19 protein-coding genes are annotated in these 20633 nt (G+C 50.1%); 9 read left to right on the forward strand and 10 right to left on the reverse strand.

What is annotated here, in order from left to right; translation table 11 throughout:
* The 4 genes from BZG76_RS06830 to BZG76_RS06845 form a co-directional block, all read right to left on the reverse strand.
* Positions 1-1883, reverse strand: a 1883-nt coding sequence (locus tag BZG76_RS06830) for a sensor histidine kinase (protein WP_131825317.1), incomplete at its 3' end; no start/stop codon positions are given.
* 247 nt (positions 1884-2130) lie between these two features.
* Positions 2131-3153, reverse strand: a complete 1023-nt coding sequence (locus BZG76_RS06835; protein WP_077460671.1) for an NADP-dependent oxidoreductase — start codon at positions 3151-3153, stop codon at positions 2131-2133.
* Between the two features lie 28 nt (positions 3154-3181).
* Complete coding sequence (locus tag BZG76_RS06840) at positions 3182-4339, reverse strand: iron-containing alcohol dehydrogenase (RefSeq protein ID WP_021023422.1); 1158 nt, start codon at positions 4337-4339, stop codon at positions 3182-3184.
* A 200-nt stretch (positions 4340-4539) separates the two neighbouring features.
* A complete protein-coding gene (locus tag BZG76_RS06845) occupies positions 4540-5145 on the reverse strand; it encodes a TetR/AcrR family transcriptional regulator (RefSeq protein WP_108743655.1) in 606 nt (201 codons plus the stop codon).
* Between the two features lie 228 nt (positions 5146-5373).
* On the opposite strand from BZG76_RS06845, the gene BZG76_RS06850 reads away from it, so the two are divergent.
* The 3 genes from BZG76_RS06850 to BZG76_RS06860 all read left to right on the forward strand — a co-directional run bounded on the left by BZG76_RS06850 (position 5374) and on the right by BZG76_RS06860 (position 7955).
* Positions 5374-5673, forward strand: a complete 300-nt coding sequence (locus BZG76_RS06850; RefSeq protein ID WP_021023424.1) for a DUF6916 family protein — start codon at positions 5374-5376, stop codon at positions 5671-5673.
* A gap of 119 nt (positions 5674-5792) precedes the next feature.
* A complete protein-coding gene (locus BZG76_RS06855) occupies positions 5793-6224 on the forward strand; it encodes a hypothetical protein (RefSeq protein WP_077460673.1) in 432 nt (143 codons plus the stop codon).
* Between the two features lie 186 nt (positions 6225-6410).
* Positions 6411-7955: a BCCT family transporter gene (locus tag BZG76_RS06860; RefSeq protein WP_021023426.1), complete on the forward strand. Its 1545-nt coding sequence runs from the start codon at positions 6411-6413 to the stop codon at positions 7953-7955.
* Between the two features lie 75 nt (positions 7956-8030).
* Here BZG76_RS06860 and BZG76_RS06865 read toward each other — a convergent pair whose 3' ends face one another.
* The 6 genes from BZG76_RS06865 to BZG76_RS06890 form a co-directional block, all read right to left on the reverse strand.
* Positions 8031-9434 (reverse strand): aspartate aminotransferase family protein, encoded by a 1404-nt coding sequence (locus BZG76_RS06865; protein WP_077460674.1) that lies wholly within the window; start codon positions 9432-9434, stop codon positions 8031-8033.
* 32 nt (positions 9435-9466) lie between these two features.
* Positions 9467-11026 (reverse strand): NAD-dependent succinate-semialdehyde dehydrogenase, encoded by a 1560-nt coding sequence (locus tag BZG76_RS06870; RefSeq protein WP_077460675.1) that lies wholly within the window; start codon positions 11024-11026, stop codon positions 9467-9469.
* A gap of 153 nt (positions 11027-11179) precedes the next feature.
* The gene (locus tag BZG76_RS06875; protein WP_077460676.1) at positions 11180-11668 is read right to left on the reverse strand and encodes an Lrp/AsnC family transcriptional regulator; all 489 of its coding nucleotides are present in this window, start codon (positions 11666-11668) and stop codon (positions 11180-11182) included.
* A gap of 10 nt (positions 11669-11678) precedes the next feature.
* Positions 11679-12674, reverse strand: coding sequence for a N(2)-acetyl-L-2,4-diaminobutanoate deacetylase DoeB (gene doeB, locus BZG76_RS06880; RefSeq protein ID WP_021023430.1), 996 nt, complete (start codon positions 12672-12674; stop codon positions 11679-11681).
* A gap of 177 nt (positions 12675-12851) precedes the next feature.
* Entirely contained in the window at positions 12852-14039 is a 1188-nt protein-coding gene (locus BZG76_RS06885; protein ID WP_021023431.1) for a M24 family metallopeptidase, read from the reverse strand.
* Positions 14040-14493: 454 nt separating this feature from the next.
* Positions 14494-15036, reverse strand: a complete 543-nt coding sequence (locus BZG76_RS06890; RefSeq protein WP_077460677.1) for a copper resistance protein NlpE — start codon at positions 15034-15036, stop codon at positions 14494-14496.
* Positions 15037-15309: 273 nt separating this feature from the next.
* On the opposite strand from BZG76_RS06890, the gene BZG76_RS06895 reads away from it, so the two are divergent.
* The 6 genes from BZG76_RS06895 to BZG76_RS06920 all read left to right on the forward strand — a co-directional run bounded on the left by BZG76_RS06895 (position 15310) and on the right by BZG76_RS06920 (position 20614).
* On the forward strand, positions 15310-15996 hold the full coding sequence (locus BZG76_RS06895) for a type 1 glutamine amidotransferase domain-containing protein (RefSeq protein WP_077460678.1): 687 nt from the start codon (positions 15310-15312) through the stop codon (positions 15994-15996).
* 130 nt (positions 15997-16126) lie between these two features.
* Positions 16127-16801 carry a response regulator transcription factor gene (locus BZG76_RS06900; protein WP_077460679.1) on the forward strand — a complete coding sequence of 225 codons (675 nt, stop codon included), beginning with the start codon at positions 16127-16129 and terminating at the stop codon, positions 16799-16801.
* Positions 16798-18087, forward strand: coding sequence for a sensor histidine kinase (locus BZG76_RS06905; RefSeq protein ID WP_077460680.1), 1290 nt, complete (start codon positions 16798-16800; stop codon positions 18085-18087). Before BZG76_RS06900 ends, BZG76_RS06905 begins: the two co-directional genes overlap by 4 nt.
* A gap of 75 nt (positions 18088-18162) precedes the next feature.
* On the forward strand, positions 18163-18921 hold the full coding sequence (locus BZG76_RS06910; RefSeq protein ID WP_158011332.1) for a MipA/OmpV family protein: 759 nt from the start codon (positions 18163-18165) through the stop codon (positions 18919-18921).
* A 27-nt stretch (positions 18922-18948) separates the two neighbouring features.
* The gene (locus BZG76_RS06915; RefSeq protein ID WP_077460682.1) at positions 18949-20022 is read left to right on the forward strand and encodes an alpha/beta hydrolase family protein; all 1074 of its coding nucleotides are present in this window, start codon (positions 18949-18951) and stop codon (positions 20020-20022) included.
* Between the two features lie 112 nt (positions 20023-20134).
* Positions 20135-20614, forward strand: a complete 480-nt coding sequence (locus tag BZG76_RS06920) for a YaiI/YqxD family protein (RefSeq protein WP_077460683.1) — start codon at positions 20135-20137, stop codon at positions 20612-20614.
* Positions 20615-20633: the final 19 nt, after the last annotated feature.

The following is a 20633-nucleotide window of genomic DNA, read 5'->3' on the forward strand; positions in this document are numbered from 1 at the left end:
TCAATGCGACCACCGGGGATGCCGGTTACGAGGTTGAAGGTGATATGTAAGCCAAGCCCCGACCCACCCTGCCCGAGTCGGGTGGTGTAAAAGGGATCAAAAATACGTTTTTGTACTTCGGGCGTCATCCCTGCGCCATCATCATGTATGCGGATACTCACACTCTCGGTTGTCGCCATGGTGACTATGATGTGTATGTGCCCAGCGTCACGCCCGATAAACGCATGAATTAACGCATTATTGATTAAGTTGATCAACGTTTGGGTGAGTGCACCCGGGTAGCTGTTAAGCAGAATACCCGCTGGAATAGCGACTTCGAGCTGGTGCGGCGCGCGCTGAAGTGTCGGTCGCATCGAGAGAAGGACTTCGTTCATCAACAGATGTAGTTCAAAGTCGCGTCTGTGGTCACTGGTTTGATCCACCGCGAGTTGCTTAAAGGCACGAATTAATTCGGAGGCCCGTAACATATTACGTTCAATAATACGTGTCCCGTCTTCAACATGGTTGAGAAACTGATCGAGGTCGTCGCGGGTGATTGGCTGCTCGAGTTTGTGAACGAATTCGTGTTTGGTATCGAGTATCGAGGTGGAAGACATCCGGGCGTTACCGATGGGTGTATTCAACTCATGCGCCACGCCAGAGACCAACGAGCCGAGTGATGCCAACTTTTCATTCTGAACCAATTCCTCTTGAATCGCTTCGAGTCGTCTAAGTAGTGACTTAAGTTTTTCACCGTACGCGTTAACGGCTTGGCGCAATTCGCCTACCTCGTTCATCTTACCTACCGCCAACTCTTGGGTGGTTTCACCTTCAATGAGCTCTCGGATTTGCTGGGTGGTCTGTTGAATTTTACCTAATAGGTTGCGAGCGGTAATCGCGGCGATAATTCCCACAACGAGCAACAGCCCGCCAATGGCGAACATCAGGAACAGTCCCATGCTATCGGCAGCCGCTGTCATTTTGCTTTTGGGCACGACGAGACCGATCACCCAATCGGTTTGAGGGTATTTAATAATATGAACGTAAGCGGCTTCGTTTAGCACGCCGTCGTTCTTTATCGTGATCAGTTGACTATCTTGGAGAGATTGACTTGCCTGCAACGCTTCTTGTAGCCAAGGGAGCGCTTGCTCTAACTCGGTAACCGTTCGCAGCGTATTTCGATAAGGATTAAATGTTACCGCTGTTTCGGGGAAGCTTATTGCTTTGTTATCAGCGTCCAAGGCGAACACATAGCCATCGTTTTCTTTGCCATAACGAGACAGAATGTCGGCAATGCCGCTCAGCCTCATGTCGACCGTTGCCACCCCAATAAAGCGATCGTTTTCTTTCATGGGCACGGTACAGGTAATCATGGGCTCTTTGGTAAACGGGTCGATATAGGCGTTGGACCAACGGCAGCGATCGATAGGTGCTTGTTTTCCTGCTAGGTACCAGCGTTCATTATGGTAACCCTTGCCATCAGGGTTGTTGTAATCATCATAGTATTCCATATCGGGTCCTGCGCGGCCCCAAAAAAAACTACGTCGTTCTACGCCCGGTGTGAAGGTGTTGGGCTCCGGCCAGATCCCCCCACCGACAATCGTGGGATCGCCATGATTGTTAAAGATCGGGGGAAAGAGGCTGCGGAATAGCGCTTCGTCCTTGGGAAGGTTGGTGCTCTTTAAAGCGATCGTACTGGTTAACAGTTCGATCTGTCCGAGTTTGGCATCGAGCAAGTCTATGAGGCTATGCTGACTTATGGCGATTTTTTGGTGTCGCTGGTCAATCAAATCGGGCTTTACTCTCCATTCGACCACCGCATAGATTGTGAGTAGCGCCATGACGAGAACAAGCGCGAGACCGAAAGCAATTTGGTGACGGATTGTTGGGGTAGGAGTGGGCATTGGAGATACATCCTTTCTTCTCGACTGGCTGCCGTGCGCACAGATCGCCTATTACTGCCAGTATTATCTAAGCTCAGCAATGATGATTAAGCCATCTCTCATCAGTGTAGCCCTCAGTGTGCATTTATGTGGTGAGAAAAAGCATATGTGAAAAAGTACACGTAATAAGCATATAAAAACCCCCTTAGCTATCCATCGCTAAGGGGGAGGCAGGGTTTTCGGTATTGCGAAATAAAGCGTGCGAGCTTTATTTGATATTGACGACCATCTTGCCGAAGTTACGGCCTTCTAGCACATCAATCAGTGCTTGCGGCGCTTGCTCAAAGCCATCCACCGCGTGTTCACGGTAATGAATTTGGCCTTCGCCGACCCATTTGGCCATATCATGCGCGAACTCAGGGTAGCGGTGCGCATAGTCATCAAAGATAATAAAACCTTTGATGGTTAAGCGCTTAACCAAGATGGTGCCCATCAACTGTGAGAGGCGATCTGGGCCATCGGGCAAGGCAGTGTTGTTGTACTGTGACACCAATCCACACACTGGAATGCGAGCACCGGTGTTGAGCAGTGGCATTACACCATCAAACACTTTGCCCCCGACGTTTTCAAAATAGATATCAATGCCTTGAGGGCAGGCTTCAGCGAGTTGCTCGGCAAAGTTGTCTGCTTTGTGGTCGATACAGGCGTCAACGTTGAGGTTTTCACGTGCGTATTGACATTTTTCTTCGCCACCGGCAATCGCTACTACGTGGCAACCTTTTAGCTTACCAATTTGCGCAACGGTTGCGCCGACGGGACCGGTTGCCGCCGCAACCACTAGGGTATCGCCTTCTTGGGGCTGGCCAATATCCAGTAAGCCCATGTAAGCGGTAAAGCCTGGCATCCCTAAGATACCGAGCGCGTAAGAAACCGGCGCCAGATCCGGATTGAGTTTGATCAGCGTATCACCGTTTACAACTGAATGCGTTTCCCAACCTTTGTAAGCGAGTACCCAATCACCCGGGTGGTAATCGGCATGGTTAGACTCCAGCACTTTACCCACGGTAGCACCGACCATTAGGCCATCAATTGCCACCGGCTCGGCGTACGATTTTGCATCACTCATACGACCGCGCATGTATGGGTCGATAGATAAGTGGTGGTTTTCAATTAAAACGTCATGGTTGCCGAGAGCAGGAATATCCACTTCTTCTAAGCGGAAGTTCTCTGCAGTAGGCGCCCCCACGGGGCGCGATGCAAGAACAAAACGTTGGTTCATTGGTGATGACATGTGTGTCCTCCCTTATTCAGTACGGGAATTAAAGCGCGGCTTGCAGCACGCGGCGGCAAACATCAGGGGTCACATCGCCGTGCTCACCGAGCTGAGTCATGCCGTGCTGAGTTAAGCTTTCAATCAATGGTTCAATCGCGCTTTCGTCCAAGTCATAGTCGCTCATGCGTGTTTTCACGTTCATGCGCTCAAAGAAATCGCGGGTTTTCTCAATCGCTTGTTGAGCCTTTTCTGCTTCGCTGCCTTGCTCAATATGCCAGACACGCTCAGCAAATTGTGCGAGCTTGGCTTGTTTTTGCTCAAACTTCTCATTCAACATTGCCGGCAACACAACCGCGAGGGTTTGTGCATGGTCCAAACCATGTTGGGCAGTCAGCTCGTGACCAAGCATATGGGTTGACCAATCTTGTGGTACACCCACGCCAATCAAACCATTCAGCGCGAGAGTCGCGGTCCACATCAAGCTGGCACGGATGTTGTAATCTTCCGGGGTTTCCAGCGCTTGTGGGCCAAGCTCGATCAAGGTTTGTAGCAGGCCTTCGGCGAATCTGTCTTGTACCGGCGCGTTAGCTGGATAAGTGAGGTATTGCTCAACCACGTGAACAAACGCATCAACGGCACCGTTGCCGACTTGACGGATAGGTAAGGTATAGGTTTTTACCGGATCCAACACTGAGAATTGTGGAAACACCAATTCGCTCATAAACGGCAATTTCGCTTGCATTGACTCGCGATTGACTACCGAGCCCTTGTTCATTTCTGAGCCAGTAGCAGGCAAGGTGAGCACGGTGCCAAATGGCAGTGCGGCTTCGATTTTGCTGCCCATGCTGGTGAGAATGTCCCATGCATCGCCATCGTATTTCGCTGCTGCTGCAACAAATTTGGTGCCGTCGATCACTGATCCACCGCCGACAGCGAGCAGATAGTCGTAGCCTTCTTCACGCACTTTTTCGACCGCTTTCATTAGCGTGTCGTAGCGTGGGTTAGGCTCAATACCACTGAACAGGCCAAATTGACGCTCGCCAAGTGCTTGTTCAACTTCACCTAAGGTGCCGGTTTTGCGTGCACTCTGGCCACCGAAAAGAACCAAAACTTTTGCTGCGGCTGGGATGAGCCGATCCAGCTCGGCAATTTTACCTTCGCCAAAAACGATACGTGTGGGATTGTAGAACTCAAAGTTGTTCATTGCTCATCCTTCCTTTTCATTGTTGTCAGTCAATCAGTTTTCTCGTTTGATTAGACCGGTCGTCTAGTTAACGTTTATTTAAAACCCGCCTTGGCGGGTCTTGTTGAAATGCTTGTTTTATCAAAAAACCGGAAATGAAATGCTCACTAGCACCTCATCGTTGTTCCTCGTATGCTGCGTTTGTTCGTTTGACTTTTATACTAGTCAGCCAAGCCGAGTTTTTGTTGCGTAATGGTCATCGCCTGCGCTAGATGGCTGTCATTACGGTGCAGTTTTGTTAACAGTGTTGCCCCTAACCATAGCTGGTAAAGCGTCGTCGCCGTGGTTAAGGCGTTGTCATGGTTAAAATTGCTTTCGTCGAGCGCGAGTGCACTCGCTAAGCTACCAATCAGTTTGTCGGTGCCATCACGCAACGCAAGCCGCATGGGCTCGGAAAGATCTGCCACCTCGGCGCTTAGCTTAACGACCAAGCAAGTTTGAACGGGATCCATACTGCAGTACTGGGCCTGCCAAAGGGTAAAGTAGCGATGAACTCGCGTAATAGGCGGCAGCGTAGTGTCTGACAGCAAACTGTTTACTTCCGCTAAATAACGCGAAAAATAGTGCTGCAATACCGCCTGACCAAATTGCTCTTTTGAAGAAAAATAATGGTAAAACGACCCTTTCGGGACGCCGGCTTGTTTCAGTATTGCGCTAAGACCCACACCACTAAAGCCAAACTGCGCCATTACATTAACACCCGTATCCAGCAAATGCTGGTGGGTAGCGTTGTGGCTGGTGTGTTCTAATGTGCTACTTGATTTCATGTGGTGTAGCATAATGAAGATTAGACCGGTCGTCTAGTGTTGTGTGTGATTTTTTTATCAGGGGATACAGCAAGGGGATTTAACGCAACATCACCCAGCCTGAGTGATATTTCCCGTATTTTAAGTCCGAAAAGCACTAAGCTGTTGTGCATTGTCGGATTTTTCTTCTAATCTTGATGGTGAGAGAGAAAAGGCGTAAATACGCAGTAACGGAACGCGGGAGGGCCGATGAATGTACTATCTTGTCAGCATGTCAGTGAGTTGATCGATCAGTCGATTACGCTTATTGACGGAACAGATACTGAATATGCTATGACGCTTGTTCGTGTTGATACCCATCCTGGTCATGGCGATGAAGTAAACGACCATTACGTCGAGAATTTCAGTTTGGTATTAAAAGGTCCTGAAGACACGCGCTTTCCTCAGGGAAATTATTTGCTCAGTCATCCAGAGTTAGGAGAGCAGATCCTCCATATGCTACCTGTAGGTGATGCGACGTATACCATCACCATCAATACCCAAGCCTGAACAGCCATTCTTACTGCTGGTTAAATAACCGCCACTCAACCACTTAGCACTTTCTTTTGATAGATTAGTCGCGCAAATTAAGTAGAATAAAGCGGCTAAGCTAGCAGTAGGGAGGTTATATGTTTGCCTGGCTGAGTGGCTTATTTGAAAAAGAACAGCTGCAAGCGTCTGTCTGGGTGAGAGACATCGTGGCGAGTAATCCGAAAGGGAGCTACGCCAAATACAAAAATTACTATGATCGCCACATCAATCGGATCCTCAAAAGTTATCACAAGGATTTTCTCCGCTTTGAGAAGTTCGCGGTACGTAACTATAAGCACAGCGATCAATCCGTCTTTATGGCAGTTAAAGTCGCTAGCTATGCCTACCAGCTTGGGCAGTTAAAAGTGGCGGCTTGTATTACTGCTGCGGTGATTTCTACCTGCAACCGTGCTAAAAGAGGCGATGCACAAGTTCACCCCAAACTGTATCGCGCGACGATAGTGTTGCATAAAAAAATCCTAGAGACAGGTAAGACGACGAAAAAACAAAAAAGCGCAGAACCAGCTTGATAGGTCACAAGCTGGTGGCTTTTTGTGCATTTAATAAAAATGTCATAAACCTATTCAGCCCCCGCCAAATCTGAATAAGTGATGTCTGTCACGGTTTCTATTCCATCCCTATGAGTCAATTTGTTCTGGTCATTCATTCGCCACACTGATAGAGTCCCATCCCTCACACACCTTGTGAGCGAACTAATGCTTAAATCTACACAAAATAACGACCGACTTGTTGCCGTATTTACTATCGGCTTTGTCGCTGTATTTCTTGCCTTTGCCCTGTTTGACCTAAAACATTTTTCCTCTGTGATCCAGTCTCTATTCTCTGAGTCTGCCAACCTTTTTGGTTATTGGTGGCAGTGGCTAATGGTCATCAATTTCGTATTGGCGCTAGCTATTGGCGGCAGTAAATTTGGTAAATTGAAACTTGGCGCCACCGATACCGTCTCAATGAGCCGTTTTCGTTGGGTTGCGATGATCATGTGTACCCTGCTTGCCGGCGGTGGTGTCTTTTGGTCAGCGGCTGAGCCTATCTATCACTTCATGACGCCACCACCAGCACTGGGTGAGATGGAAGCGGGTGTGATGGAGACCGTCGCCCCTGCGTTAAGCCAAAGCTTTTTCCACTGGGGCTTCTTAGCCTGGGCGGTATTAGGCACCTTGGCGACGATTGTACTGATGTATGCGCACCACCAGGCAGGCGTACGCTTGCGTCCTCGTGCACTCTTGTACCCTTTGCTCGGTGACAAGCTAGAAAATCACTGGCTTGGCTCTGTGATCGACGCTTGTTCGATCATTGCCGTAGCTGCCGGAACCATTGGTCCAATTGGCTTCTTAGCAACCCAGTTGGGTTATAGCTTGGAAAGCTTTGTGGGCATTGAAAATACCATGCCGATGCAAATGCTGATCTTGGCGGCTGTCGTGGCTATTTATTCCATCTCTGCGTTTACCGGTATGGATAAAGGTTTGCAATGGCTGAGCCGTATGAACGTTATCGGCGCCGCAGTGTTACTTGGTGCGGTTATCGTGCTCGGTCCTACCGGCTTTATCTTTGAGCAATTTGGCTCGGGCTTTAGCTACTACCTGAACAACATGCATACTCTCGCACTGAATACCGATAATGGTGGCTGGAACGCATGGTGGACCTGGTTCTTCTGGGGCTGGTTTATTGGTTTTGCTCCGATGATGGCTATCTTCATTGCGCGCATTTCTAAAGGCCGTTCGATTCGTGAGCTAATTTTCGCTGTTGCGATTTGTGCCCCAATTGCCACTAACTTCTGGTTCTCAGTATTGGGCGGTACCGGTATCTTCTATGAGTTGCAATCACCCGGTAGTATTTCTGGTCCCATGGCGGATGCCGGCTTACCCGCGATTTTGATTGCGTCACTGTCACAGCTGCCTTACAGCGTGATTCTGATCCCAGCGTTTATGTTGCTTACCACGACATTTGTGGCAACCACTGGCGATTCAATGGCGTATTCGATTGCGATGGCTGTATCTGGTGATAACCAACCAACCCGTAAACATCGCCTGTTCTGGGCGATTGTGATGGGCGTGGTCGCTGGTGTGCTTCTGCTCGCCGGAGACGGTGGTTTGAACGCGCTCCAGTCGTTCATTGTGATCACTGCAGTGCCTGTGTCTTTCTTGATTGCATTTACCTTTATCACCGGCCCAATAGCCGTGATGCGGATGCAAAAAGAAAAAGAAGCGAACCTGGCGCTAGAGCCTGCGACGGCCAATTAATGGCGTCATACATAGCTTAAAGAAAAAGCGCCGAATGTCGGCGCTTTTTTTATATCTGGCCTTCCTCGGGAGGTGCTATTTAGGTTGCCACTGCCCGCTGGTGACCAGTTTATCCATTACCTTATCGACCGCCACTTTGGCTTTTGCGACGATATCGTCCACTTCATTGGGCGTCACCACCAGTGGGGGCGCAAAGCCGAGAATATCGCCATGTGGCATCGCGCGCGCAATTAGCCCTTGCTCTAAACACGCAGCCGCCACTTGTGGCCCCACTTTTAGGCTGGGATCAAAGTGACTGCGATGGGCGCGGTCAGGCGAGAACTCCAGCGCATGCAGTAACCCCACTCCGCGGCTATCGCCAATTAATGGGTGATCGGCAAAGGCGGCTTTCATTTTCATTTGCAGATATTCGCCCGTGGTTGCGGCGTTCTGAGTCAGATTCTCGCGCTCAATGATATCAAGATTACACAGTGCTGCCGCGGCGCCCAATGGATGCCCAGAGTAGGTATAGCCATGACCAATGGCGCCCCACGTATCGGTACCATCTTCAAGCACCTCCCAGACGCGATGCCCAACCATAACCCCAGACAGTGGCTGATACGCAGACGTTAGCCCTTTGGCGACTGTGATAAGATCGGGTTTCATGTCGTAATAAATCGATCCAAAATCACTGCCAATTCGGCCAAAGCCACACACCACTTCATCGGCGATCAGCAGTACGTCATATTTATCCAGCACTTTACGAATGGCCGCCCAGTAGCCCTCGGGGGGCGGTACGATACCACCGGTACCGAGTACAGGTTCGGCAATCATGGCGGCGACGGTATCGGGGCCTTCAGCCAAGATCATTTTTTCCAGTTCATCCGCGCAGTGTTGTGCGAACTCTGGCTCTGTCATACCACTGTCTTCACGGCGATAGTAGTAGGGCGCCATCGTGTGTTTGATGCGTTCAATCGGTAAATCAAAGTGCGCATGGAACAAAGGCAGGCCGGTTAGTGAGCCGGACGCCACACTAGAGCCATGGTAGCCCCGGTCGCGTGAGATAATTTTCTTTTTCTCGGGTTTACCGCGGGCGTTATTGTAATACCAAACAATTTTAAGCTGGGTTTCATTGGCATCACTCCCCGACATACCGTAGTACACCTTACTCATGCCAGGCGCCATGTTGATTAAGCGGTCTGATAAGGTCACCAAAGCCTCATTGGTGTGGCCAACATAGGTATGATAGTAGGCGAGCTTTTTCGCTTGCTCGTAGATGGCTTCTGCCATTTCTTCACGGCCATAGCCGATATTCACGCAATACAAGCCCGCGAAGCCGTCAATCAGCTCAATGCCTTCAGAATCGGTGATCCGGATCCCTTTACCTGACGCGATCACTCGGCCAGGCATTTCGCCATGCGCATACTGCTTGAGGTGCGTAGAGGGATGGAACACGGTATTTCTGTCTTTTTCTAGCAACGCTTTTGTTTCTGGACGCATGATCAGTCTCCTTATCCGTCAGCAAACCCTTGTTAACTGCCGCTTACCGTGGGCAGGCCACCTAAACAGTAGTATTTGATTTCACTAAATTCGTCGATGCCGTAACGGCTTCCTTCTCGGCCTAAGCCCGACTGCTTGACGCCACCAAATGGAATCGGGTGGCCGGTCATTTTCACTGAATTGACACTGACCATCCCGACTTCTAAGCCGCGCAGACAGCGCCAAATATCTCGAATATCATGGCCATACACATACGCTGATAAGCCATATTCGGTATCGTTGCCCATGGCGATGGCTTCGTCTAAGTCATCGTAGGCAATCACAGCAGCGACGGGACAGAAAGTTTCTTCTTGATAGACCAACATCTCCGGCGTCACCTTGGTGATAAGCGTAGGCGCAAAGAAGTTCTCACCCAGGTTGGGATTTAATTTGCCGCCCATCACAGTTGCCCCTTTGGCAATGGCATCATCGACGAGCGATTGCGCTTTCTCGACCGCACGGCGTGAAATTAATGGGCCAATGTCTGTGCTTGGCAATAGACCATTGCCTACTTCAAGTTCATCCATCAGTGCGGCAAAGGCATCGACGAATGCTTGATGTTTGTCATGTGGCACTAAAATTTTATTCGCCGCCAGGCAATCTTGGCCTGACGTTTGGAATTTTGCATCGATAGCGGCGCGCGCGGCTTGTTGAATATCCATATCAGGCAGCACAATAAAGGGCGCATTTCCCCCAAGCTCCATGGCGCATTTTTTTACGGTTTGGGAGCTTTGTTCTAGCAGTAGCCGGCCAACACGGGTAGAGCCGGTAAAGCTGAGCGCTTTGACTTTTTCACTTTGACACAATTGTGCTGAGACCATGGGAGGATCGCCTAAAATGATATTAAACACGCCGGCAGGGATCCCCGCACGCTCAGCAAGCTCGGCTAATGCGAGTGCAGAGAAGGGCGTTTCTTCTGCGGGTTTAACTATCACGCTGCAGCCAATGGCGAGTGCGGCAGCGGCTTTGCGCGTGATCATGGCATTGGGAAAATTCCATGGCGTGATCAAGGCGGCCACGCCAATAGGTTCACGTAATGTCGCTAGGTGCGCATTGGGAATGTGGCTAGGCATGGTGTCGCCATATACCCGCTTAGCCTCTTCAGCAAACCAGTGAATGAATGAGGCCCCGTACTCCACCTCGCCCTCGGCATCGCGCAAGGTTTTGCCTTGTTCGAGCACCATGAGGTGAGCAAGATCGTGTTGATTTTCCATGATCAGATCATGCCACCGCATTAGCCGTTTTGCCCGTGTCTCGGCTGACTCGGCGCGCCACAGGTGAAAAGCCGCTTCGGCATCATCAATGGTTTGGTTCACTTGTGCGGCACTCAAGGCAGCGGTGTAGCCCAACACTTCGCCGGTTGCGGGGTTTAAAATTGGCGTATCGGACTCGCCATTGACCCATTTGCCATTGCAATACGCCAGTTGCCGAAATAGGCGCTGATCGTCAAGATACGCGAGCACATCGGCGCTTGCTTTACCGGTCGCATCGTGACGTAGTGTATTGGCCGCTGATCCTGTGTAGTGAAGATCACGTGATTGGAATACGGTCATACTCCCTCCTCTGACAAAATCGCCACGCTGCCTATCAGCGTTTGCTTACTCTTACTGTATGCAACTTATCGAAAAGAGGTTTTTTGTTAGACGACCATAAAACGGTGTTTTTTTCTGAACCCTACCTTTTACCGAATAAAATTTTCTGCAGGCTTATCCATTCGCGGCGGTGTCAGGAGCCTCGAGCGGGAGCGTGAGGGCGGGACGTTTCACTTGTTTGGTGACGATATAGGTGTAGTACTGTTTGATACCAAGATCATCAGTAAGCCACCGGTCAATCAAGCGTTGATAGTAGTCGATATCGGTGACGCCAAGCCGAACGATATAGTCAATCCCGCCGCCTGTGGCCCAGCATTCTTTGACATCCTCACAAGCTTGCATGGCGCGTTCAAAGCGTTGAAAGCTCTGCACATCATGTTGGCCGAGAGTGATTTCAACTAATACGGTATTGAGCTTGATCACGGCATCAGGGTTAATACGCGCGCCGTAGCCTTCAATGACGCCCGCTTGCTCGAGCCGTTTTACTCTTTCCCAACAAGGGCTTACGGATAGGTTGATGGCGTGCGCGAGGTTCGACTTGGTGATGCGCCCATCTTGCTGCAAAATGTGTAGGATTTTGATATCAAATTTATCGAGCTTCATCTCACCTCCGTCATACAGGTTCGGCAATGACTGCAAAGGTATCACCGATATAAATCCGCCCGAGATGGCGTTTGGCCAGTAAAATGCCATCGCGTTCGGCATAGTAGGGAACGGGTTCGGTGCCAGTACGCTCGATATTATGCACTTTACCAATCAAATCCCCTTGCTTGATGGTATCGCCCAAGTGTACACAGAACTCAATAATGCCGGCATGCTCACTTTGTACATAGCAGTGTTTATCGGGTAGTTCGAGCTTGACGGGCGTAGCCGGTGGATGGCGATAGTCGTCTTGTAAAATACCTGAAAACACTAAAAAATTATGAATGCCGCGTTGGGTAATCGCGATCGATTCAGGTGTACTGGTGCCGCCGCCACCCAGCTCGGTGGTAACAAACACTTTGCCTTGTTGCTCGACGGCAGTGTCATACATGCTGGTGGCGTCCATTTCGGTGGTTTGCACTTGATACGGCGCTCCAAACAGGCGAGCCCCCTCGGCACAGGCATCGGCTTGTTGCAGGTTTTCTAACCGATGTGAGGCAGCATAGGGAATAAGATCTAAGGTTTTACCGCCTGAGTGAATATCTAAGGCGGTATCACATTGCGGGATCAAATAACGGGTAAAATAGTCCGCAATTTGCTCGGTGACACTGCCGGTCGGGGAGCCTGGGAAGGCACGGTTCATGTTGCCTTGATCCCAAGGTGAGGTGCGTGTGCCTGCTGTTACCGCAGGGGCATTCATCATGGGTAAAATAATCACCCGACCTTTAATGTTGCTTGGTATAAGCTGATGGCATGTATTGAGTAATGCCGTAATACCTTCATACTCATCCCCGTGGTTGCCGCCAGTGAGCAACGCGGTTTTACCTTCACCATTTTTAATCACGGTAATGGGAATCGTCACACAGCCCCAAGCGGATTGATCGTGGGAATGGGGCAGTTTGAGAAATCCATGTTGTACACCGTCCGCGTGAAAATCGACTGTGGCTTCAATGGCTGTTGGCTCCATAACTGCTCCTTGCTATAACCGTTCTCACTCTCGCTGCAGTCTTGGACGTGGCGACCGCTTTTGGTATGTATTGACGTTTTTCACCGTTGGCGGCCTAGGTGCCAAGCCTATAAGAGTGATTTTAAATCATGATGTTATGAGTGTAGCACCTATCCACGAAACGCCAGTGTTTTACAACTAATGTTTTACAAATAGCTGCCGTGGCAAGTCACACAAGGTTTGTGCCCCTTCTTGAGTGATAATGATGCTCTCGGTCGTTTCTATCCCCCAATCTTTCATCCAAAGCCCAGGCATGAAGTGGAAGGTCATGCCTTCGCGCAGGATCGTTTGATCACTCGGGCGCAAGCTCATGGTGCGCTCGCCCCAGTCAGGGGGATAACTTAGCCCGATAGGGTAGCCACAGCGCGCCCCTTCACGATCGAACCCGTACCGCAATAGCGCGTCGTTAAGGGCATTGGCAATGTCGCCACAGGTATTACCCGGTTTGGCAACCGCGAGACCAGCTTCAAGTCCTGCTTGTAGCGCTTCATCGGCGCGTTTGAACTCATCGCCAGGTTCACCCAAAAAGATGGTGCGTGACAACGGGCAGTGATAGCGACGATGCACGCCAGCGATTTCAAAAAATGTCCCCTCACCACGCTTAAATGGGCGGTCATCCCAGGTTAAGTGAGGCGCTGCCGCATCGCCGCCAGATGGCAACATAGGCACAATGGCGGCGTAATCGCCAAAGTGACCATCATGACCGACGACCGCGTGTTTATTTATTTCGGCTACCAATAAATGTTTGGGCAAGCCGGGTTCTATCATCTCAAAGGCCACGCGGTGCATATTCTCCACAATACGTGCAGCGGTGTGCATATACGTGAGTTCTTGATTAGATTTGACCGCGCGACACCAGTTAACTAGCCCGGTGGTGTCCACCAGGGTTGCCATCGGTAGATTTTCTTTGAGAGATTCGAACGCGGTGGCACTGAAGTAATAATTATCTTTTTCTACCCCAATCCGGCCGCGATCCCAGTAGTTTTCTGCCAGGACATAATTGCAAAGGTACTCCATAGGGTGGAGCGGTGGATTCATGACATAGTGGTCAGGGTAATAGGTGATGCATTCAGCGCTCATGTAAACAGTCCGCAGCGCACCATTGGCGTCTTGGATACGACCAAACCATAACGGATCGCCGGTCGAACCAATCACGACACACTGGGGCACATAAAAAGACCAGCCATCATAGCCTGTCAGCCACGCCATATTCGATGGATCGTGTACCAGCAAGGTATCGATATCGTTCTCTTCCATGGCATAGCGGACCTTGGCTAAACGGGCGCTGTATTCTTCGTATGAAAACTTCAATACAACGTCGCTCATACGCTGACTCCTGTTCAATCCCACGACGGTGGTGCTTATAAAACGTACTACTGACCGGTAATCGAACTTGGATCAAGCACGATTACCGGTGCAGAAAGGTGCCGTTTTTCGGTCACGTTATCGAACAAACGGAGAAGGCTTTCGTTTGGTGCGCAGTCCTAATCTAGGTAGTGTCAGGTTGCCGCGTCCAGCTCTCTTATATGAGCTTTTACCACCAACCGGATAAGATTTTGTTTCGCCTCTATTTAAGTGTTAAACCATAGAGTGAAATATCGTCAAGTTTTATTGGCAACAAATTTGTCACTTAAAGTGACAAATTGTGCGAACAGTGGGGGAGAAAAGAGAGTGAATCGCGGCATTAAGATAGAAAAAACAGCGAGAGCGTGTCATTCTAGGGCTAAAGGAGAAAAAATACGCCCTACCGCTTGTTGTGAGCGATAAGGCGCTCGACGCATTACTGCTTTTTCAATTTGTACATATCAGCGAGATCGCCGTCGATGGTCTCGCCATTCATGTCTTGCATGATCACCTGGTTTTCCGCCACAAAGAAGTGGTTAGGGCTGTCAGTCAGGCCTTCAAGGATCACGACACTGCCTGTTTGATCCCAGGAAAAAGATCCTTCTTCCTTGAATGCTTCTCCCTGTTTACCCAAGTAAGTTTTGCTAAGAACGTAGGTATTGTCTTGGTTAAGCGTCAGTGTGGTATCAATACCTTCACAATCGGCGCAAGGGATCACGCCTTGGTAGGTACCATTCCAGTCAAGTGAGGTTTTGGCGTTGTGGTGATCGGCCATTTCATAAACCGTATCCTCAGCGTTGTCGATAGCCGTTTCCGCACTGTCTAATGCTTGTTCGGTGCTTTCTTTTACTGCAGTTTGGGCGTTTTCTACGCTAGATTCGACTTGCGACTTTCCCTCTTGAGGGTCGTTTTTTTGTTGTTCACAGCCAACTAAAACGGCGACGAGTGCGAGAGGGGCGAGTAGGTATGTTTTTTTCATGTTGACCTCATTGTATCGATGTTAAGTCTGAAACGATGCGGGCGATGGCCTGCAATGGATGAGACTATTGTAGGCAATGCGCAGGTTAGGCTGTCATTCCTGAGCTAGTATTAGGTCAGCGTTAGACTAGGAAAGTAAATAAACCGTCAATTGATTGTATTGATCTAAGCGGGTACCCATTACGTTTACCTCTTTGGCCTGTTAGTCTAGCTAATGACAATACAGAGTAAATGAATGAAATATCATCCAAACGCGTGACAAGAAGGAGCGATGATGCAACAACATAAAATTTTGATGGTGCTAACATCCCACGATGCCATGGGCGATACGGGTCACCAGACAGGCTTTTGGCTTGAAGAGTTCACGACCCCTTATTACGCGTTTAAAGATGCCGGCGCAAGCATTGTTGTCGCCAGTCCCAAAGGCGGCAAGGCACCGATTGATCCGAATAGCGAGGCGGAAGATGCGCAGGCTGATTCAACACGTCGTTTTGACGGGGACGCTGAGCTACAAGACATGGTTAATAATACCGTCAAGCTAAGTGATATTAATGCTTACGAATATGACGCCATTTTCTATCCCGGCGGCCATGGTCCATTGTGGGACTTGGCGGAAGATCCAACCTCGCGTCAATTGATCGAAACCTTCTATTACCAGGGCAAACCTGTCGGTGCGGTGTGTCATGGCCCGGCTGTGTTCCGCCATACTCGTTCAGATCGCGACGAGCCGTTAGTAAAGGGCAAGCGAGTCACCGGCTTTACCAACGGTGAAGAGGCCGCGGTTGGCTTAACCGAGGTCGTTCCTTTCTTAGTGGAAGATATGCTCAAAGAAAACGGTGGTATGTACGAAAAAGCGGATGATTTTACCTCATTTGTGGTCACCGATGGCAACCTAGTCACTGGGCAAAACCCAGTATCGTCTGAAGCGTGCGTCAATGCGGTATTGGCGTTGTTAAAGTAAGTCATATGATAGTCTTTCGATGAAAGCGCCTGCGGGCGCTTTTTTTTGTATCGGGAGACATTAAGAGGGGTGTTTTTTATCCAATGGATTCGTGTAGATTAAAAACGACACGGAGAGAAGAGCACGCCGCATGAAAATACTCATCATTGAAGATGACCACGATCTTAGCCTCGCGATTTCAGAATATTTAGAGCTGCATCATATCGACTGTGATTTTGCCTATAACGGCGAAACCGGTGTTCAGCTTGCCAGCCAGCAGACGTTTGATTGTGTGATACTCGATAATATGCTGCCCAAAACACAGGGTATGGCGGTTTGTCGTGAGCTGCGCGAACAGGGCATTGATACCCCGGTGTTAATGCTGACTGCGTGTGATGCGGAAACCGACCAGCTTGAGGGCTTTCGTGCCGGCGTGGATGATTATGTAGTTAAACCTTGCACCATGCCTTTGTTGCTCGCACGTTTACAGGCCTTGCATCGGCGTCATCACCCGGTGCGAGAATGTATTACCATTGCCGATCTGACGATTTATCCCAAAGAGCATATCGCGTCGCGCGGTGACACGCCGCTTAAACTGACCCCTATCGGTTGGAACATTCTGTTGCTACTCGCGCGCCGCTCACCCACTGTGGTGTCCAGAAGCGATATTGAAGAGGCGATTTGGGCCAGCGAGGATGTGCGGCAAGGGACCATTAACGTGCATCTTCACCATTTGCGCAAAGTAGTTGATAAGCCCTTTACAAAAACGCTGATCCACACCCATGTCGGCATTGGTTTGTCCCTTTCCGAGGCTCCGCCTGTATGAGCCAACGTCTTGTTCGAAGCCTCGCGGCACAATCGCGCCGCCAGCTTGTGTTGATGGCGGTGGCGATCTTTATCGGGTTATTGGCGCTTGTCACCGTGTTTAGTTTTTATCAAATCAGTCAGGCAGGCAAAAACTACATGCGGCTCGATGCTATCAAACTAGAGCAAAAGCTGACCGCCGATCCTAACTATCTATTACCCCAAAGCGACACTGTCAGTGCGTATCGAGATTGGCAGTCTATCCCAAAATCGGTGCGTGATTTGTTTTCCTCAGAGCCGATACAACCCGATGATCCGATTGAAATTCAGCGCATTAATTCTAGTGGAGCGCGTGAGTATGGTTATTTGTTGTACTCCGACCAGCATCTATCGCAAGGATTATACCTAGTCGAATTTGAAGCGGCAGAAAAAATCGAAGCATTAGCCGCCATGATTGTCGAGCGCTCTTTGGCCGATGCCAGCGTGTTAATTGCCGCTTTTATGCTGGTGCTTGTCACCGTGATTGGGCTGTTGTTCAACAACGCATTAAAGCCACTGAAAGAGTTGGTGGCATGGTCAGCGCGGGTAAAAACACACCCGGATCAAGATATCGATGTGCGCTTTTCGGTACGTGAAGTTAACCAAATCGCCGACCACTTGATGGCCTCGTTGCAACAGGTGCGTGAGTATAACCAACGGGAGCAGCAGTTTTTAAAGCATGCCAGCCATGAACTGCGCACGCCCTTGGCGATCATGCAGGCATCCTTGGATACTTTGTCGCTGCGTATCGATAACAAGGATGCCAGTTATCCGGCATTGCAGCGTGCCTCGCGTGCCAACGTTAATATGATGGCGCTGTCTGAATCACTGCTTTGGCTAGCACGGCAACATCCGGATAAGGTTCGTCAATCAAAGGTCGACTTAGGATCGCTTTGCGCAACCCTCGTGGATGAGCTGGCATATCTTGCAGCGCATAAGCCAGTGACTGTCCATATCGATAATCACAGTGATCCTATTTGTATCGAGAGGGAATTGTTTCGTATTGCGAGTACCAACCTGATTCGCAATGCGCTCACCTACAGTGCGCCCGGCGCGATTGAGATTAAGATCACCAATGGGCAGTTTTCGATTGCCAACCCTATTGATTCAGGCGTGGACGAGAATCAGATCGGATTTGGCCTAGGTCTACAGCTTGTTGAACGCATTGCCAGTCAGCTTAACTGGCATTTTGAATTTCAGTGCGACGCTCAGGTGGCGAGGGCGCTGATCAATTGGGAAGCGGCGCACAAAATGACGGGAGTGTCTTAAGGTTTTCTTAATACCGGTTGTTTCAAGATAAGGGCGAACTCTCAGTTACTATTTCGTCATTATGGAGAACAGCCGGTGAATCTATTTGTCACACTTATCTGTTTCGTTTTGATCTTGGTGCCCTGGGTAGGACACGCGCAAACCGGCAGCGTGTCTGGGGATAATTATCTAACCGTCGGTCTGGTCGGCTATACCGAGCCGTCGATTTATACAGACGGTGAAGATGACCAAGACATTGAGTTGGTGGTTGAGGCGCAATGGGAGGGTTTTTTTTATCGTAACGATACCCTAGGTGTGTATCTCGCCGAGGGCGACAGCTGGTATGTGTCGGCGGGTGTGGGCGACGATGTGTTTGGCGACCATACCCGCGGTGACAGTAAAACCCTCAAGGATATGAAAAGCCTCGATAAGGTGTATACCGCTAATCTAACCACGGGATGGGTAACATCGGTGGGCTATTTTGAGCTCGGCTACCATCATGATATCTCGGATAATCATAACAGTGGCGCAGTAGTGGCTCGCTATGGCGCTCCCATAGAGCAAGGCCAGTGGGTGGTGGACCCACAATTGTCACTGACTTGTGTGGGTCGCGCGGTGAGTCGTTATTATGTCGGCGTGTCAGCGCAAGATACCAAAGCTGGCCGACCTACTTACCAACCTGATCAAACCTGCAAATTCCAATCCGACCTCAATCTCTATTACACGCTTGGCCGTGCGCATCATCTGTTGTTGGGGGTGAGCTATCGCCACTATGGCGATGAAGTATCAGACAGCCCGATTGTTGATAGAGATGATCTTTGGTCGTTCAATACCGGCTATTTATACACCTTTTAGCGGCAATTGGGTGGAGGGAGAAAGGGGATGAAGTGGCTAAAGCGAGGCTTGATAGCATTGATGCTGATAGGCGTTTTTGTGGTGATAGCCATGGATGATCCAAACGCGGGGCTGTATCGTCAAGCCATTCAGTTTAACGCAGGCGATAATCAGCTCACGGGTGAGTTAATTTTACCTGAAAGTACTGAAACACCGCATCAGTGTGTGGTGTTTGTGCATGGCTCAGGTGATGTGCCGATCGATGCGTTTGGTTATTACCTCCCACTTTGGCGAGTGTTAGCGGCGAATGGGTGGTGTGCAATGTCTTGGCATAAGCCGGGCGTGGGGGATTCCAGCGGGGATTGGCGGTCGCAATCGATGCAAGATCGCGCCGATGAAGTCGCCGTGGCGATTCGCTATTTGCGCCAAGCTTTGGGGCTAAAGGATGGCAAGCTGGGGTTGATGGGCTTTAGCCAAGCCGGTTGGGTGATCCCTAAGGTGGCGCACCAAGTGGAAGATATCGACTTTTTAATCAGTGTAGGCGGTGCAGTCAACTGGATGGCGCAATCCCAGTATTCTGGACGTCAACGACGATTAGCCACCGGATACAGTGAGTCAGGTAGTGCGACAGAGCAAGCTGCCGAGGCGAAAGTGGATGCTTTGATCCAATCCGGCGCGTCGTATCAACAGTACCTAGACCACGTAAATCAGAATGAGAAAGCGCCCATGAGCGAGGCCTTTTGGCAATTTGTACAACGTAATTGGGCCTCGGATGTGACCAATGATTTAATCGATCTCGACGTGCCCATGTTAGCGTTATTTGGTGCGCGGGATGCTTATGTCGACTCGGATAAGACCGCTTCAACCTATCATCAACGGCTTGCTAACGCGCCGCTGCCTTTTTATCACGTGCGTGTGTTTGAACATGCCGATCACAGCCTACTGCGCACCGACAATATCGCCAACGCGCACAGTGAGCATCACCGCTGGTTAACACTGGCCCGTATTTGGTGGCAAGGCGATGCAGCGTTTGCAGATGGCGTGATGCCATGCTTAACGTCTTGGTTAGCGCAGTTTGAGAGCGGACGGCCAAGGCAGACTAATATCTGCGCGCCTGAGTAGTCAAGCGATGTAAAGCCCGTATTAAACGCCGTCACGACGCAGGGCTAACGTTTCATTTTGTAGCGAATTGGGGTTTAATGCAGGCATTGACGCAAAAGCTAAGAGAGCCAGCATGCAAATATGGGTAGATGCGGACGCTTGTCCGGTCGCGATGCGCGAGATGATTGTTCGTGCGGCACACCGAACGCACATTCAAGCCACCTTTGTAGCCAACCAATTTATTCGTTTGCCGCCGTCGCCCTATGCCAGCGCACGTCAGGTAGAAAAGGGCTTTGATGTGGCGGACAACCAAATTGTTGCCGATGCCGTCGCCGGGGATTTGGTGATCACCCAAGATATTCCCTTAGCGGATGAAGTGATTGAAAAAGGCGTCACGGTAATTAACACCCGCGGTGAATTGCTCACCAAAGAAAACATCCGTGCCCGACTCAATATCCGTGATTTTATGGAAACCATGCGTAGTAGCGGCGTGCACACAGGCGGGCCCGCACCGCTTGGCCCGCAGCAAAAACAAGCCTTTGCCAACCAACTTGATAAATGGCTGGTTAAAGCTCAGCGTTATCATGCTGCGCAAGCAAAATCGTCTGATTAAGCCGGCGCGCTTATTCTCT

The sequence above is a fragment of the Salinivibrio sp. AR647 genome (assembly GCF_001995415.1).
Lineage (GTDB): Bacteria > Pseudomonadota > Gammaproteobacteria > Enterobacterales > Vibrionaceae > Salinivibrio > Salinivibrio costicola.